This window comes from Kitasatospora dryopteridis (assembly GCF_050749075.1).
Lineage (GTDB): Bacteria > Actinomycetota > Actinomycetes > Streptomycetales > Streptomycetaceae > Kitasatospora.
On record NZ_CP192749.1, the window covers coordinates 800,252 to 814,391 of the forward strand.

Below are 14,140 nucleotides of genomic sequence, written 5' to 3' on the forward strand. Positions count from 1 at the left end.
CCCTTCACGTCACCGCCGCATTGCAGCACAGGGTGCCAGGTGGGGGCACCGGCACAAAACCTGGGTGAGCAGTAGGGGCACGCCCTAGCATCACAGCAGGTCGCCGCAGGGCGGCGGGCAGGGGATGGAGGCAGGCGTGATCCGATGGGTGTACGCGTTCGTGGACCGGCCGCGGGAGCGGTTCGGGGAGGCCGCGGAGTTCTGGACGGCGGTCACCGGGACGGCGCTGTCCGCGCGGCGGGGTGCGGTGGACGAGTTCGCCACGCTGGTGCCGGACGGCGCGACGGATGCCTGCGTCAAGCTGCAGGGCGTCGCGGACGGCGGGGGCGGGGCGCACCTCGACCTGGCCGTGGAGGACGTCCGGGCCCTGGCCGGGCGGGCGGTGGAACTGGGTGCGGCGGTGGTCGCGGACCACGGCGAGTACGTGGTGCTCGCCTCCCCCGCCGGTGTGCCGTTCTGCGCGGTGCCGTGGCACGGGGAGTCGCGGCGGCCGGAGGTCTTCGAGGGCACCCGCATGGACCAGGTGGCGATCGACGTCGCGGCGGACGCGTACGAGGCGGAGGCGGAGTTCTGGGGCGGGCTGACCGGCTGGCCCGTGCTGAGCGGTTCCCGCCCGGAGTTCCGGGTGGTGAAGGCGCCGGCGGAGCTCCCGATCCGGATCCTGCTGCACCGGCTGGACGTGCCCAGGCCCGCCGGCGCCCACCTGGACCTCGCCTGCGCGGACCGCTCCGCGGTACGGGCCGCCCACGAGGAGCTCGGCGCGGTGACGGTCGCCGAACACCCGCACTGGACGGTGATGCGCGACCCTTCCGGCGGTCTCTACTGCCTCACCGCCCGCAACCCGGACACGGGCACGCTGTGACGGCGGCCGGGGGTGGTGCCGGCGGTGTGGAGCGCCCCGAGCCCGCCCTCGGCGTTCCGGATCTGCACGTGGTTGTGTGCTGTGTGCTGTGCACCGTCTCGTGTTCGCGTTGCTGGGCTGCCCTGTCGTCGGGGAGTCGAACCCCTGCGCTGCCCTCCGCGCGCCACGAGTGGGCCGGATGAACCGCCGGCCCTCGGCTTGTGCACGCCTCCGTGAACGCCTACCTGCTCCTCCACACCGCCGAGTCGTCAGTCCAGCAGGTCGACCTCCCAGTTCGCACGCTGGATGCGTACGTCGACCTCCCGGATCTCGCGCGCCAGGGCGTCGGCCCGGCTGCGGAGTTCGGCCACCGGCAGGGCCGAGAGCATCCGCAGCTCGGAGCGCAGCTGCCGCACGGCACCGTACTGCCCGGCGGCCGCGTCGGCCGCGGCCGTGACCACCGAGTGGCGCAGCCGCAGCACGTCCCGGCGGGCGAGTGCGTCGGTGAGGGTGCCGCCGCCGTCGAGCGCGGCGGCGGCGTTGGTCCGGTTGATCCGGCGGACGAGCGACTCCAGGTCGTCCAGGACCGCGGCGGACTCCGCCAGCAGCTGTCCGGCGTCCTCGGCCGGCTCCTCGCCCTCCTGGTAGCGGGCGCTCGCGGCGATCCGGGTGCGCAGCTGCTCCACCCGGCGCACTGCGTCCGCCCGCAGCGCCAGCGCCTCGGCAAGCTTCATCGTCCGCACCTCCTTGTTCGATGTCCGCACGGAGTATGTCAGCGCACGGACCGGCGGCGCACCGGCATTTCTTCCCAGGTCAGCCGCGGAAGCACTGGTGCACGCACCGGTCGGCGGCGTGGCCTGCCCGGTGCTTCCCGGCGGTGTCCGGCCCGGCCCGACCACCCGGTACCCGCTGCCCGAAAGGCTGTTGCGCACCTGCCACTCGCCGTGGCAGTGTGGGCCCGCGCTCCGAAAGGGAGTGCACACGCACTCTTACCGAGGGATTGAAGTCCATGGTCTCGGCGTCCCCCAGCGGCCGCCGTCGGCACTGAGCGGTCTGCGCTTCCGCGCACCCCTCACTGCCTGGCACGTCACCTCACGGCGGCCCCACGCGCGGTGCCACGCACCGCATCTGCCGTTGCCCTGCGCGGCGACGGTACCGGCTCGAGGCCGGGCCGACACCATGCGCGGCCGACCCGTCCCGCCCCGTGCGGCGGGCGCACGCGCCCACCCTTGTCATGACGTGAGGTCATCATCACCGTGGACACCCCTGTCCAGAGCTTTGCCGTCGCCAACCTCCGCCGCCGTCCCGTGGTCGTCGAGACCGGGGGCTTCGTCGTGGGGTTCGACCCCGACACCACCAGCCCGTACATCAACTACGCCACCCCGCTGCTCGGCGCGGCGCCGACCGGCTCCGACGTCGCCGCCCTGGTGGCCGCCTTCCGCGGGCGCGGCCTCAAGCCGCGGCTGGAGTTCGCCCCCGACGGCGCCCCCGCCGTGGAACCCGCCCTGCGCGCCGCCGGCTTCACCGTCGAGGCGGTCCACGAGTACCTGGTCTGCACGCCCGGCTCCCTGACGATGCCGCAGGCCGACGGCGGGTCAGGACCGGTCGTGGAGACGCCCGACAGCGACGCGGACTACTCGGCCGTCGACGCCGCACTGGCCGAGGCCTTCTCCGGCGAGTTCGCCTCCTCCCCCGAGGGGGCCAACCGCCTGCGCAGGAACCAGGAGAGCGGCGGCGCCGTCCGGTTCGTCCGCGCCCCCGACGGCAGCTGCGCGGGCGGCGCCACCTGCTCCGCCCCCGCCGTCGGCACCTCGGAGCTGGCCGGCGTCGGCACCCGTCCCGCCTTCCGCGGCCGCGGCATCGCGGCGGCCGTCACCGCCGCACTGGCCGAGGCCATGTTCCACAAGGGCGCGGACTCCGTCTGGCTGGAGTACTCCGGCGACGGCTCCCGCCGTGTCTACGAGCGCATCGGTTTCCGCCCCCAGGGCACCCGCCTGTACATGTCCCTGGAGTCCTGACCCGGCCCCCGGCCCGCCCTTCCGGGGGCGGGCCGGGGCCACCCGGTGCTCTGGGCGACAGCCCACCCGCTCAGAACCCCTTGAGGACGTCCCTGAGCAGCCGCCAGGTCTTCTGCCTGCGTGAGGCGGTGGCCCGCCACTGCTGTTCGGTCTCCACGCCGGCCCGGGTCACGGCGCAGGCCGGACTGGTGGTCCGTACGATCTCCAGCCGGTGCGCCGCCCCGATCAGCCACCCCAGATGGAGGTGGCCGATCCCGAGGTGGTCGGCCGCCTCCTGCTCGGTCATCCACGGACCGCCGGCCGGCAGCCGGTTGGCGGGGTACGGGATCCGAGGGAGACGGTCTCGATGGGTGCGCAACGGGACTCCTTCCGCACGGCGCCCGCGACACGGCCCCGGCGACTGCCGACCCTACCTGCCCGGGTCACGGCCCCGGGGTCCGGGCCGATTCGTCGACGGCTTCCTGTACCCAGTGCAGGAAGGCCCGGACCTCGGCGGCGGGCAGGGCTGCCGCTGCTGTGCGGGGGCGTTCGAAGCTGTGCAGGGCGGCCGCCACGAGCGGGCCGAAGCGCTGCTCGGTGGCGGCGATCTCGCGGGCTGCCGCACGCTTGGCCGTCCAGCGGCCGGTGCGGCAGTAGACCACCGAGCGGCAGCCGTTGAGGACGCGGTTGTCCGCGAGGTGCCCCTCCCCCTCGGTGTGTTCCCGGACGGAGGCGGCTACGGCGGCCAGCACCTCGGTGCGGTCCGGCGCGGCGACCACCCGCTCCGCGGGGCTGCCGTACAGGACCAGCCCGGCCCGGTGGGCGACGGCGCGGTCGATCACGTACCAGAAGGCCGGGGACTGCGCCGGGTCGAAGGAGGCCCGGCCGGGCAGCTGCGGGCCGGTGTTGAGGTCCAGCAGGTAGCCGGCCGTGCCGGAGGGGCGGCTCACCGCGTCGGTGCCGTACACCACCAGTTCCAGGCCGGCCGCCGGGCAGGGCAGCCGCGGGTGGGCGAGTTCCCCGGTGAGTTCGTGCAGGGCGGCCCCGGGCAGGGACGGCTCCACGACCACCATGACGTCGACGTCGCTGCGCCCGTGCCGGTAGTCCCCGAGGGCGACGGAGCCCACGGCGAGGACGCTCACCAGGAAGTCGCCGCAGGCGGCGTGCGTCCGCCGGACGAGTTCCTCCAGGTACGGGCGCAGTTCGGCGGGGACGGGGCGATGCGACGGGCCGGTGCGCGGGTCCTCGGGAGTACCGGTCATGGGGCCAGTCTCCACGACGGCGGCGCACCGGACGGCTCCGGGCGGCCGGCGGCGGGCCGCCGAGGTGGGAAACAGGCGGACGCTCCCGGCGGACGCTGCGGTTCACCTCCTGCGGAACGTAAGATCAGCCAATGTCTGACATGACGGAAACCACGCCGGGCTGGCTTGCCCCGGACGAGCTGGAGTCGGCCCGCGCGAGGATGCCGATCCTGTATGTCGAGGCCGTGCCCGTGCGGGTCGACGCCACCGGCGAGGTCACCCAGATCGGCCTGCTGCTGCGGATCGGCCCGGACGGGACGGTCAGCCGCACCGTCGTCTCCGGCCGGGTGATGTACCACGAACGCGTGCGCGACGCGCTGCTGCGGCACCTGGAGAAGGACCTCGGGCCGGTGGCGCTGCCCCAGATCCCGCCCTCGCTGCAGCCGTTCACCGTGGCGGAGTACTTCCCCACCCAGGGCGTCACCTCCTTCCACGACCCGCGGCAGCACGCCGTGTCCCTGGCGTACGTGGTGCCCGTGGCGGGCGACTGCAGACCCCGGCAGGACGCGCTCGACCTGGTCTGGTTCACCCCGCAGGAGGCGGCCTCGCCGCAGGTGCAGCAGGAGATGCCGGGCGGTCAGGGCATCCTGGTGAAGCGGGCGCTGGCCCACCTCGGTCTCGCCTGATCCCGCTCCGACGGTGCCGGTGATCCGCACGCGGACGGCGGGGGCGGCGGGGGCGGTGCCCGTCAGGGCGTCAGCCCCCGGCCGGCCCCGCCGGACCGGTGCCGGGCACACCGGACGCGCTGGACGCGCCGGGTTCGCCGGGTGAGACGAGGCCGGTCTCGTAGGCCAGGATGACGGCCTGGGCGCGGTCGCGCAGGCCCGACTTGGCGAAGATGCGGGCCACATGGGTCTTCACGGTGGATTCGCTGAGGGTCAGCCGGTCGGCGAGTTCGGCGTTGGAGTAGCCGCGGCCGACCAGGGTCAGCACCTCGCGCTCACGGGGCGTCAGCGGCTCCAGGCTGCGGTCGGCCGGCCCCGGCTGCCGGTCGGCGGCCCGTCCGTCACCCGTCGCCGGCCCGGGTGCGCCGGAGGCGAAGCGCTCGACCAGGCGGCGGGTGATGGACGGGGCGAGCAGCGCGTCCCCGGTGTCGACCAGGCGCACCGCGGCGGCGAGGTGGGCCGAGGTGACGTCCTTGAGGAGGAAGCCGCTGGCCCCGGCCTCCAGGGCGGCGTAGACGTAGTGGTCGAGGTCGAAGGTGGTCAGCATGACCACCCGGCACTGCGGGGCCTGCGCGATGATCCGCCGGGCGGCCTCCAGGCCGTCCATCACGGGCATCCGGATGTCCAGGAGGGCGACGTCCGGCCGGTGCCGGAGGACGGCGGCGACCGCCTCGGCGCCGTCCGAGGCCTCGCCGACGACGTCGATGCCCCGGGCGGTGAGGATCATCCGGAAGCCGGTGCGGACGAGCTCCTGGTCGTCGGCGATCACCACCCGCGGCCGGGTCGCAGCGGGTGCCCCGGCCTCCCCGGCCCGGCCGTCCCCGGTCGGCGGGCCGGTCAGCACGGCCGGTCCAGCGGGATCCTGGCGCGGACCCGGTAGCCGCCGCCGAGGCGCCGCCTGGCGTCCAGGTCGCCGCCGTACACGGCGACGCGCTCGCGCAGCCCGACCAGCCCGCGCCCTGCGCCGACGGCACCGGGCCGGGGTGCCGTGCCCTCGCCGGACAGCACGCTCGGCCCGCTGTTGAGCACCTCGACCCGCAGGCTGTGGTCCGCGTACCGCACCGTCACCTCGGCCCTCCCCCCGTTGCCGTGCTTGAGTGCATTGGTCAGCGCCTCCTGAATGATCCGGTACGCCGTGACGTCGATCCCGGCCGGCAGCGGCCGGACCTCTCCGGAGATCCGCACCTCCACCGGCAGGCCGGCGAAGCAGATCCGGTCGATCAGCGGGCTGAGCCGGCTCAGGCTCGGCTGCGGCGACCGGTCGGTGTCCGCCGCGCCGCGGGCACCGCGGGCCGCCCCGGCTCCGTACGGTTCGTCCGTGCCGTCCTGGGCGGGCGCGAGCAGGCCCAGCAGGTGGCGGAGCTCGGTCATGGTGTCGCGCCCGGCGGCCTCGACCGCGCCCATCGCGGCCGCGGCCTCCTCCGGCATGGTGGCCAGCACCTCGCGGGCGGCCCCGGCCTGAACGACCATCAGGCTCACGTTGTGGCTGACGATGTCGTGCAGCTCCGAGGCGATCCTCGCCCGCTCCGCGTCGACCGCAGCCAGCGCCGCGCTCTCCCGCTCCCGCTCGAGCAGCCAGCCGCGCTCGCCGACGGCCGCCCGGTACTTCCGCCGCGCCCCGGCCAGCGCCACGCCCAGCCAGGCCGCGACGAGGCTCACCGCCACCAGGGCGGCCCCCGGCAGCAGACCCGTCTCCGATCCCCACACACCGTCAGTCTCCCAGCCGGCCCGGGTGATCCACATCCTCCCCAGGTGCCGCCCCGGTACATCCCCGGTACTACGTGCCCCGACAGTTACATCCGCAGTCCGACGCGGGGACGGTGCCCCTGCTCCTACTTTCGTCCCATGACCACTGACCGACACGGCACCACCGGGCACGACGGCGCTCCGCCGACCGTCGTGGACCTGTCCGGTGTCCACAAGGAGTACGGGGACGCCAAGGCCCTCGACGGCGTCGACCTGCAGATCCGGGCGGGCGAGGCGGTGGCCGTGATGGGCCCCTCGGGCTGCGGCAAGTCCACCCTGCTCAACATGGTCGCCGGGCTGGACCGCCCGACCGCCGGCACCGTCCGCGTGCACGGCCAGGACCTGGGCGCGCTGAACGAGACCGGGCTGGCGCTGTTCCGACGCCGCAACATCGGCATGATCTTCCAGTTCTTCAACCTGATCGACGACCTGCCCGCACTGGACAACGTCGCCCTCGCCGCGCAGCTGACCGGCACCCCGGCCCGCCAGGCACGCCGCCGGGCCGTGGAGCTCCTCGACGAGCTCGGGGTGGCCTCCCGCAAGGACACCTACCCTGCCGCACTCAGCGGCGGCGAACGCCAGCGGGTCGCCGTCGCCCGGGCACTGATGAACCGTCCGGCGCTGCTGCTCGCCGACGAGCCGACCGGCGCCCTGGACAGCCGCTCCGGCGAGCAGGTGATGGACCTGCTGATCGACCTCAACCAGATCGGGCAGACCCTGCTGATCGTCACGCACGACCCGAAGCTGGCCGTCCGCTGCGCCGGCCGCCTGGTGGAGTTCGCCGACGGCCGGGTGGCCCGCGAGAGCAGCATCGACGAGGGCACCCTGGAGCGCACCGCATGAGCGCCGTGTGGCGGGCCTCCCGGGCGGCGGTCGCGCGCCGCCCACTGCAGACCGCCGTCATCGGCCTGGTCGTGTTCTGCGCCACCACCACCGTCGTACTGGCGCTGTCGGTGCTCACTGCCGCCTCCGCGCCGTTCGACGCGGCCTTCGACGGGCAGCGCGGCGCCCACGTGGTGGCCGCCTTCGACGCCGCGAGGACCACCCCGGCGCAGCTGGCCGACACGGCCCGGCGACCGGGGGTCGAGGCCGCGGCCGGGCCGTTCGCACAGGCCGCCCTCGACATGCCGGAGGACTGGCTGGGCCACCCGCCTGGCCGGCTGACGGTGGTCGGCCGGGCCGACCCCGCAGGCCCGGTGGACCGGGTGGAGCTCATCGCCGGCCGCTGGGCCACCGCCCCCGGCGAGATCGTGGTCGGCCAGGGCTTCCGCGGCTCACCGGCCTCGATGCTGGGCGCCCGGCTCACCCCCTCGGAGGCCCCCCCGCTGGTGGTGGTCGGCTTCGCGAACAGCATGAGCAAGTCGGCCGGCGCCTGGGTCACCCCCGAGCAGGCGGCCGCGCTGCACCCGTCCGGCCTGCAGATGCAGTACCGGTTCGACTCCGCCTCGACGGAGGGGAAGGTGCGGGCGGGGCTCGCCGCGGCGACGGCGGGCCTGCCGGAGGGCGCCCTGGAGAGCGCCCGGTCGTACCTGACGCTCAAGTCCGCCTACTCGGCGCTGGCCGACTCCTACCTGCCGTTCATCACGGTCTTCGGCGTGCTCGGCCTGCTGGTGTCCGTCCTGATCGTCGGAAACGTCGTCAGCGGCGCGGTGGTGTCCGGGTACCGGCACATCGGCGTCCTCAAGGCGCTGGGCTTCACCCCGCGCCAGGTCGTCGCCGTGTACCTCGCCATGGTCTCGGTACCCGCCGTCGTCGGCTGCCTGTTCGGCACCGCACTCGGGTGGGCGCTGTCCGGCCCGGTGCTGCGCGTCACCTTCGCCGGGATCGAGACCGGCACCGCGGCCCTGGAGCCGCCCGCCTGGCTGGTGCCCGCCTGCCTGGTGGCCGTACCGGCCCTGGTCGCCGCCGCCGCGCTGGTGCCGGCCTCCCGCGCCCACCGGCTGTCCGCGGCCCGGGCGATCACTGCGGGCAGCGCACCGCGCACCGGCCGCGGCCTGCGGGTCCAGCGGGCGCTGAGCGGCACCCGGCTGCCGCGCGCGGTGAGCCTCGGCCTGGGCCAGCCGTTCGCCAGGCCCGGCCGGACGGCGCTGACCATGTCGGCCATCGTCCTCGGCGTCGTCACCGTGACCCTCACCACCGGTCTGAGCAGCACCATGCTCGCCGCCACGGCACTCCCGGCGGGCATTGCCCCGGGGCCGCGGGTCAAGGTGCAGGTCGGCAGCGCCGCCGAGCACCAAGTGGCGCCGAAGCTGGGCGAGAGCGGCTCCGCGGCCCTGCTCCGCTCCACGCCCGGCGCCGCGGCGGTGACCTCGCGGGCGCTCGTCCGGCTCGGCCTGGTCGGCCACGACGAGACCGTGTTCGGCGACTTCTACGACGGGGACGAGGCCGCCCTGGCGCTGCACGTGGTCAAGGGACGCGTGCCGGCCGGGCCGAACGAGGTGATCGCCGGGCCGGCCTTCCTCGACCAGCACGGGCTGAAGCTCGGCGACCGGATCACGCTCGACCTCCGGGGCCACCGCCTGCCCGTCACCGTCGTCGGCATGCCGCTGGAGGGCAATGCCCGGTCGGTCGGGGCGACCGCCGCCGCACTGGCCGCCCTCACCGCCGAACCGCACGTAATCGAGTACAACGTGCGGCTCGCCCCCGGCACGGACGCGGCCGCCTACGCCGCCGCGGTGACGGCCGCCGAACCGGGCCTGCGGGCTTCGGCGAGCAGCACCGACCCGGACACCGCCACCGCGACCGTGATCGGCTTCTCCACGGTGTTCACCGTCCTGCTGTCCGTGGTGGCCGCGCTCGGCGTCTTCAACACCGTCCTGCTGAACGTCCGGGAGCGCCGCCGGGACCTGGGCATGCTGAAGTCCATCGGCATGACGCCCCGCCAGGTCGTCGCCATGACGGTGACCTCGGTCGCGGGGCTCGGCGCCGTCAGCGGGCTGCTCGGCATCCCGCTCGGCATGCTCGCCCACCGGCTGATCGTCGACCACGTGGAGGTCCTCGTCTTCGCCGAGTCCATGAAGGACGTCTGGCACGCACCGCAGCTGGTCGGCCTGGCTCTGGCCGGCCTGGCGATCGCCGTCCTCGGCGCCCTCGTCCCGGCCCGGTCGGCGGCCCGCCTCACCATCGCGGAGGTCCTCCACAACGAGTAGCGGCAACCGGCCGGCCGGTGCGCGCCGGTGCGGTGCTTCCGAACGCCTCCGCGGGTCGGCCCCGGCCGGCCGGCGGCGGGCGTAGGGTCAGGATCGGATCGGGATCGGGATCGGGATCGGGGTCGGGGTCGGGCTCCGGGTCCGACTCGGGCGAGGAGAGGACGGGCAGGGATGGGCGGCGGCGCAGCGGGGAGCTGGACCAGGATCGACCGGGAGGTGCTGCACTCCGGCCCGTTCATCCGGCTGCTGTCCGACACCGTGCAGGGCCCGTACGAGCCGGCGTTCGGCTACGAGCACATCCAGGTCGCCGACTCCGTAAGGACCGTCGCGCTGGACGACGAGCATCGGCTGCTGGTGGTGGAGGACGACTTCTACCTGACGGGCGGTCGGATGCCGCACCTGCCGGGCGGCGGCGTGGAGCCGGGCGAGGAGCCGGAGGAGGCGGCCCGCCGCGAGCTGGAGGAGGAGACCGGTCTCAGGGCGGCGCGGTGGACTCCGCTGGGCCGCATCCACCCGCTGCCGTCGAGCACCGCGGCGGCCACCCATCTCTTCCTGGCGAGCGGGCTGTCGCCGGGCCGGATGGCACGGGACGAGGCCGAGGCCGGTATGACCGTCCACCGCTGCCCGCTCCCGGAGGCCGTCGACATGGTGGTCTCGGGCGCGATCACCGAGGCGGGCAGCGTCGCCGCGATCCTGCTGGCAAGCCGCATGCCGTCCGGGACACCGTGACGGCCCGGCCCCACGTGGCAGCCGTCGACGGGTCGTGACCTGCCGGGGCGTCAGCCCCAGACCGGGCCGAGGATGGTGCGGCCCTCGGTGCCGGCCGGGTCGAGGAAGCGGGGCACGCCGCCGGTGCCGATCCGTACCGGGAGGGCCCGGATCGCCTTCAGGGTGGTCCCCCAGTGGACGAGTTCGACGACGACGGCCTGCTGGACCTGCTCGGAGAAGGTCATGTCGAAGACGAAGTTGCCCATCCCGTGCACGATCGGCCGGCCCCGGTAGATCTCGATGGGCTGGACCCAGTGCTGGTGGCCGCCGATGACGGCGTCGGCGCCGGCCTCGATCAGGGTGTGGCCGACGGTGTACTGGTCGGCGACCGGGCGGTGGCTGTACTCGCGACCCCAGTGCGGGACCACCACCAGCACGTCGGCGGAGCCGCGGGCCGCCCGGACGGACTGGGCGACGGCCTCCAGGTCGGCGGGGGCGAGTGGGCCGGTGATCGGCGGCATCCGCAGCCAGACGACCCCGGGCGAGGCCGCCCCGGCCTCGGGCGACTCGCCGACGGCGTTGAAGGCGAGGACGCCGAAGCGCAGGCCGCCCGCCGAGGCCAGTGCGGGCTCCCGCGCCGCCGCGATGTCCTCGCCGGCCCCGGTGGTGGCGAAGCCCTCGCCGCGGGCGATGGCCGCGGTGCGGACCAGAGCCGTGGGACCGTAGTCGCCGAGGTGGTTGTTGCCCAGGGTGAGGATGTCGTAGCCGGCCCGGTGCACTCCGGCGAGGGCCCGCGGGTCCGCGCCGAAGGAGTCGCCGCCGTGCGTGGCGCGGCCCTCCTTGGAGAGGGTGCACTCGAGGTTGCCGACCGTCAGGCCGGCGGCGGCCAGCCGGTCCGCGGTCTGCGAGAAGGGGAGCTCCCAGTCGCCGGTGCGCGCCATGCCGGCGCCGACCCTCCGGCCGAGCATCACGTCCCCGGTCCACAGGCTGGTCACCACCGGCCCGGGCCCGCCGGAGGCCGCGACCTCGGCGGTGACGGGGTACGAGTCCGGGGCTGTCAGCGGGTCCACTCCGTCGACCGGCACCGCGGCGATGCCGGGGACGAGCGCGTCGGCGGTCACCAGGGCGGCGGTGTTCCGGTCGGCGAGGGCCGCGGCGACGGCGCCGGGGCCGCGGACCACCCGGAACCCCTGCCAGGTACCGGCCCCGCCGGACTGCACCGCCTCCAGTTCGGCGCGGCTCGCCGCGAGGCCCGGCGACCGGGACGGGTGGACGGCGAGCGCGACCGGCAGCCGCACGGCGGCCCGCGTCGCGGCGGCCTCCGTGGTGCCCGCGCCGGGCTGCGGTCCCGTCCGTGCCGCGGGGCCGCCGCATGCCGCCAGCACTCCCCCGACGCCGCCGATCAGTACGGCGCGGCGGGAGACGCGCGGCGTCATCCGGCGCCCCGAGGGGCACCGGCGGGCGTTCGGGCCACGTTCACACGCTACCCTCCGTAGGCGCAGGCCGCCCGCCGCCGCATCACGGTCGCAGAACGTGACACTCAGTAACCGATTTGCCCGCCGCGGCACTTGGTTGACCTGGTGAATATTACGAAGGGTCACCGATCGGGGCCCCTAACACGGCTTGCTCGCGGAGCAGACGGGCGTAATGTGAACAGTTAGTAACGGAGCCCTGTGATGCAATCCTGTCCGTACTACCGATCGAGTACGGCCCCCGCCGCCGGCGCACGGTCTGCGGCGTGGTGGCAGGAGTACAGGGCACCCCGCGGGCCACCGCCCGGGATGTTGTTTCGGCCCTTCGATCAACCTCGCACAGACGGTGATCCCTCATGCACATACCCAGAATCCTCGCGGCCTCCGCGGCCCTCTCCGGCGCGATTCTGCTGGGGATCGGGCCGGCCTTCGCGGACAGTCCGCACTTCATCAAGTCCTCTGCCTCCATCACGAACAGCGGCGACCTGAACGTGAGCTTCAAGGAAGCCGGTCTCGGCAACAACCAGTTGATCAGCTACGTCGCGAGCGCCAGCGCGGTCGCGGACTACGGCTGCATCAACCATGGCGGAAACCACCCGCAGGCCTCCAACAAGGAGACGGTCAGCGGGCCGGTCTCGGCGGAGGGCACGTTCAGCTCCGGCAAGAACGGAACGATCTCGCAGACCCTGACCCTGCACCCCCCGGGTCCGGGCGACTTCACCTGCCCGGGCAACCAGACGCTGGTGCTTGCTGACGTCACCTACACCAATGTCAGCATCAACGACACCACCAACACCGTCTCGGCGGCCATTCCCGGCACCTTCACCAAGGTCTTCTTCACCTTCTCGTGACCCTCTCGGTCCTGCCGTCACGGCGCACACCAGCGCCGTGGCGGCTGTCGTGTGCCCTTCCTCCGACCGGGCCGACACGTGTCCCTTCGAACGGTGCATCAGCCGCCCGACCGCGACGCCGTGCGAGGCTGCCGGTACGGGACACCACGGAGGACACCATGACGACCGATCCGAACGACCCGACCACCGCGCTGCCCGGCCGCCCGCCCGTGGCCGACCCGGCCGCCTGGCAGGCCGCCCGTGACGAACTCCTGGTCCGCGAGAAGGCCCACACCCGCGAGGGCGACGCCCTCGCCGCGGCCCGCCGCCGGCTGCCGATGGTGGAGTTCGACGGAACGGTCGAGGTCGTCGGCCCGGACGGCCCGGTCCCGTTCCTGGACCTCTTCCAGGGCCGCGACGAGCTCGTGGTCTACAAGCACATGTGGTACGACGGCGCGCCGCACCAGGGGCAGTGCGAGGGCTGCACCACCACGGTCTGGCACCTGAAGGACGCCGTCTACCTCAACGCCCGCGGCGTCTCGTTCGCCGTCCTGACCACGGGCCGCTGGGACGAGGTGGCCTCCTACGTCGAGTTCATGGGCTACACCCAGCCCTGGTACTCGGTGCGCGGCGTGGACGAGCCGGTCGGCGGGGAGATGGGGTACCTCACCTGCTTCCTGCGCGACGGCGACCGCACGTTCCTCACCTACACCACGACGGGCCGCGGCAACGAGCCGGTCAACGGGTCCCTGGCCCTGCTCGACATGACGCCCTACGGCCGCCACGAGGCGTGGGAGGACAATCCCGAAGGCCGGCCCGAGGCCCCCTCGGCCGGCTCGCCGGTCGGCGGGCACGGCTCGCCGATCAGCTGGTACTGGCGCACGGACGCCGACGGCATCGCCACCTGGGGCCCGACCAGCCGTCCCGTGCCGCAGTGGACCCGCCCCGGCGCGACCCCCGTGGAGACCCTCGGCCGGCACGGCCACCACCACTGACGCCCCGTCAGACCGGGTCGAGGACACCGCGGGTGCGCAGTACGGCGACCGCGGCCGCCGGGTCCTCCGCGTACCAGCGGAAGGTACGGGCCTCCGCCGGCCTGCCCAACGCCCGGACGTAGGCGGCCGGCCGGTGCAGGTCGACGGTGACGGTGGTCTGCCCGGCCACCGCGAGATCGGCGCAGCCGTTCTCGTCCACCGCCTCGCCGAGACGGCGGACGCGGGCGAGCTCGACGGCGTCGCGCAGCGCGTACTCGCGGTAGCCGTTGGGCTGCCGCGGGGGCTCCGGCAGCAGGCCGATGCGATGGTAGTGCCGCACGGCACGCGTGGTGACGCCGACGATCCCGGCGAGTTCTCCGATCCGCATGCCCCCCGGTAGAAACCCTGCCGCTGCGACAAGGTCAACCCGGCCGGCGCTGTCGGTCCCCGGTCCTAG

The 14,140-nt window shown here is 74.5% G+C and carries 14 protein-coding genes and 1 pseudogene; 8 read left to right on the forward strand and 7 right to left on the reverse strand.

Translation table 11 applies throughout. The features are described from left to right. Window positions 1–124: 124 nt before the first annotated feature. Window positions 125–862, forward strand: a complete 738-nt coding sequence (locus tag ACQ614_RS03610; protein WP_431676688.1) for a VOC family protein — start codon at window positions 125–127, stop codon at window positions 860–862. A gap of 248 nt (window positions 863–1,110) precedes the next feature. Here the strand turns inward: ACQ614_RS03610 and ACQ614_RS03615 are convergent, their stop codons facing one another. Beyond that, window positions 1,111–1,575 carry a DIP1984 family protein gene (locus ACQ614_RS03615; protein ID WP_431676689.1) on the reverse strand — a complete coding sequence of 155 codons (465 nt, stop codon included), beginning with the start codon at window positions 1,573–1,575 and terminating at the stop codon, window positions 1,111–1,113. A 522-nt stretch (window positions 1,576–2,097) separates the two neighbouring features. Between ACQ614_RS03615 and ACQ614_RS03620 the strand changes: the two genes are divergently transcribed. After that, a complete protein-coding gene (locus ACQ614_RS03620; RefSeq protein ID WP_431676690.1) occupies window positions 2,098–2,859 on the forward strand; it encodes a GNAT family N-acetyltransferase in 762 nt (253 codons plus the stop codon). 70 nt (window positions 2,860–2,929) lie between these two features. Here ACQ614_RS03620 and ACQ614_RS03625 read toward each other — a convergent pair whose 3' ends face one another. Together ACQ614_RS03625 and ACQ614_RS03630 are read right to left on the reverse strand one after the other, a co-directional pair. After that, a complete protein-coding gene (locus ACQ614_RS03625) occupies window positions 2,930–3,217 on the reverse strand; it encodes a hypothetical protein (protein WP_431676691.1) in 288 nt (95 codons plus the stop codon). A gap of 64 nt (window positions 3,218–3,281) precedes the next feature. Beyond that, window positions 3,282–4,100 (reverse strand): aminoglycoside adenylyltransferase domain-containing protein, encoded by an 819-nt coding sequence (locus ACQ614_RS03630; RefSeq protein WP_431676692.1) that lies wholly within the window; start codon window positions 4,098–4,100, stop codon window positions 3,282–3,284. Between the two features lie 131 nt (window positions 4,101–4,231). Between ACQ614_RS03630 and ACQ614_RS03635 the strand changes: the two genes are divergently transcribed. Next, complete coding sequence (locus tag ACQ614_RS03635) at window positions 4,232–4,765, forward strand: NUDIX hydrolase family protein (protein ID WP_431676693.1); 534 nt, start codon at window positions 4,232–4,234, stop codon at window positions 4,763–4,765. Between the two features lie 70 nt (window positions 4,766–4,835). On the opposite strand, the gene ACQ614_RS03640 is transcribed toward ACQ614_RS03635, so the two are convergent. Together ACQ614_RS03640 and ACQ614_RS03645 are read right to left on the reverse strand one after the other, a co-directional pair. Further along, on the reverse strand, window positions 4,836–5,531 hold the full coding sequence (locus ACQ614_RS03640; protein ID WP_431683815.1) for a response regulator: 696 nt from the start codon (window positions 5,529–5,531) through the stop codon (window positions 4,836–4,838). Window positions 5,532–5,641: 110 nt separating this feature from the next. Next, complete coding sequence (locus tag ACQ614_RS03645) at window positions 5,642–6,511, reverse strand: sensor histidine kinase (RefSeq protein WP_431676694.1); 870 nt, start codon at window positions 6,509–6,511, stop codon at window positions 5,642–5,644. A gap of 138 nt (window positions 6,512–6,649) precedes the next feature. Between ACQ614_RS03645 and ACQ614_RS03650 the strand changes: the two genes are divergently transcribed. From ACQ614_RS03650 to ACQ614_RS03660, 3 genes are all read left to right on the forward strand, one after another. Continuing rightward, the gene (locus ACQ614_RS03650) at window positions 6,650–7,393 is read left to right on the forward strand and encodes an ABC transporter ATP-binding protein (RefSeq protein ID WP_431676695.1); all 744 of its coding nucleotides are present in this window, start codon (window positions 6,650–6,652) and stop codon (window positions 7,391–7,393) included. After that, window positions 7,390–9,699 carry an FtsX-like permease family protein gene (locus ACQ614_RS03655; protein ID WP_431676696.1) on the forward strand — a complete coding sequence of 770 codons (2,310 nt, stop codon included), beginning with the start codon at window positions 7,390–7,392 and terminating at the stop codon, window positions 9,697–9,699. Before ACQ614_RS03650 ends, ACQ614_RS03655 begins: the two co-directional genes overlap by 4 nt. Before the next feature lie 171 nt (window positions 9,700–9,870). After that, on the forward strand, window positions 9,871–10,428 hold the full coding sequence (locus tag ACQ614_RS03660) for an NUDIX domain-containing protein (protein ID WP_431676697.1): 558 nt from the start codon (window positions 9,871–9,873) through the stop codon (window positions 10,426–10,428). Between the two features lie 50 nt (window positions 10,429–10,478). Here the strand turns inward: ACQ614_RS03660 and ACQ614_RS03665 are convergent, their stop codons facing one another. After that, window positions 10,479–11,843 carry a CapA family protein gene (locus ACQ614_RS03665; protein ID WP_431676698.1) on the reverse strand — a complete coding sequence of 455 codons (1,365 nt, stop codon included), beginning with the start codon at window positions 11,841–11,843 and terminating at the stop codon, window positions 10,479–10,481. Window positions 11,844–12,235: 392 nt separating this feature from the next. Between ACQ614_RS03665 and ACQ614_RS03670 the strand changes: the two genes are divergently transcribed. Together ACQ614_RS03670 and ACQ614_RS03675 are read left to right on the forward strand one after the other, a co-directional pair. Further along, window positions 12,236–12,730 (forward strand): hypothetical protein, encoded by a 495-nt coding sequence (locus ACQ614_RS03670; RefSeq protein ID WP_431676699.1) that lies wholly within the window; start codon window positions 12,236–12,238, stop codon window positions 12,728–12,730. 158 nt (window positions 12,731–12,888) lie between these two features. After that, complete coding sequence (locus ACQ614_RS03675) at window positions 12,889–13,704, forward strand: DUF899 domain-containing protein (protein WP_431676700.1); 816 nt, start codon at window positions 12,889–12,891, stop codon at window positions 13,702–13,704. Between the two features lie 202 nt (window positions 13,705–13,906). Here the strand turns inward: ACQ614_RS03675 and ACQ614_RS03680 are convergent. After that, a pseudogene (locus tag ACQ614_RS03680) lies at window positions 13,907–14,071 on the reverse strand (MerR family DNA-binding transcriptional regulator); the annotation flags it as partial. Window positions 14,072–14,140 lie beyond the last annotated feature (69 nt).

Bases quoted from the DNA above. Each gene is read 5' to 3' on its own strand.
- ACQ614_RS03610 (WP_431676688.1), top strand. From the start codon at position 125: ATGGAGGCAGGCGTGATCCGATGGGTGTACGCGTTCGTGGACCGGCCG.
- ACQ614_RS03615 (WP_431676689.1), bottom strand. From the start codon at position 1,575: ATGAAGCTTGCCGAGGCGCTGGCGCTGCGGGCGGACGCAGTGCGCCGG.
- ACQ614_RS03630 (WP_431676692.1), bottom strand. From the start codon at position 4,100: ATGACCGGTACTCCCGAGGACCCGCGCACCGGCCCGTCGCATCGCCCC.
- ACQ614_RS03635 (WP_431676693.1), top strand. From the start codon at position 4,232: ATGTCTGACATGACGGAAACCACGCCGGGCTGGCTTGCCCCGGACGAG.
- ACQ614_RS03640 (WP_431683815.1), bottom strand. From the start codon at position 5,531: ATGATCCTCACCGCCCGGGGCATCGACGTCGTCGGCGAGGCCTCGGAC.
- ACQ614_RS03650 (WP_431676695.1), top strand. From the start codon at position 6,650: ATGACCACTGACCGACACGGCACCACCGGGCACGACGGCGCTCCGCCG.
- ACQ614_RS03655 (WP_431676696.1), top strand. From the start codon at position 7,390: ATGAGCGCCGTGTGGCGGGCCTCCCGGGCGGCGGTCGCGCGCCGCCCA.
- ACQ614_RS03660 (WP_431676697.1), top strand. From the start codon at position 9,871: ATGGGCGGCGGCGCAGCGGGGAGCTGGACCAGGATCGACCGGGAGGTG.
- ACQ614_RS03665 (WP_431676698.1), bottom strand. From the start codon at position 11,843: ATGACGCCGCGCGTCTCCCGCCGCGCCGTACTGATCGGCGGCGTCGGG.
- ACQ614_RS03670 (WP_431676699.1), top strand. From the start codon at position 12,236: ATGCACATACCCAGAATCCTCGCGGCCTCCGCGGCCCTCTCCGGCGCG.
- ACQ614_RS03675 (WP_431676700.1), top strand. From the start codon at position 12,889: ATGACGACCGATCCGAACGACCCGACCACCGCGCTGCCCGGCCGCCCG.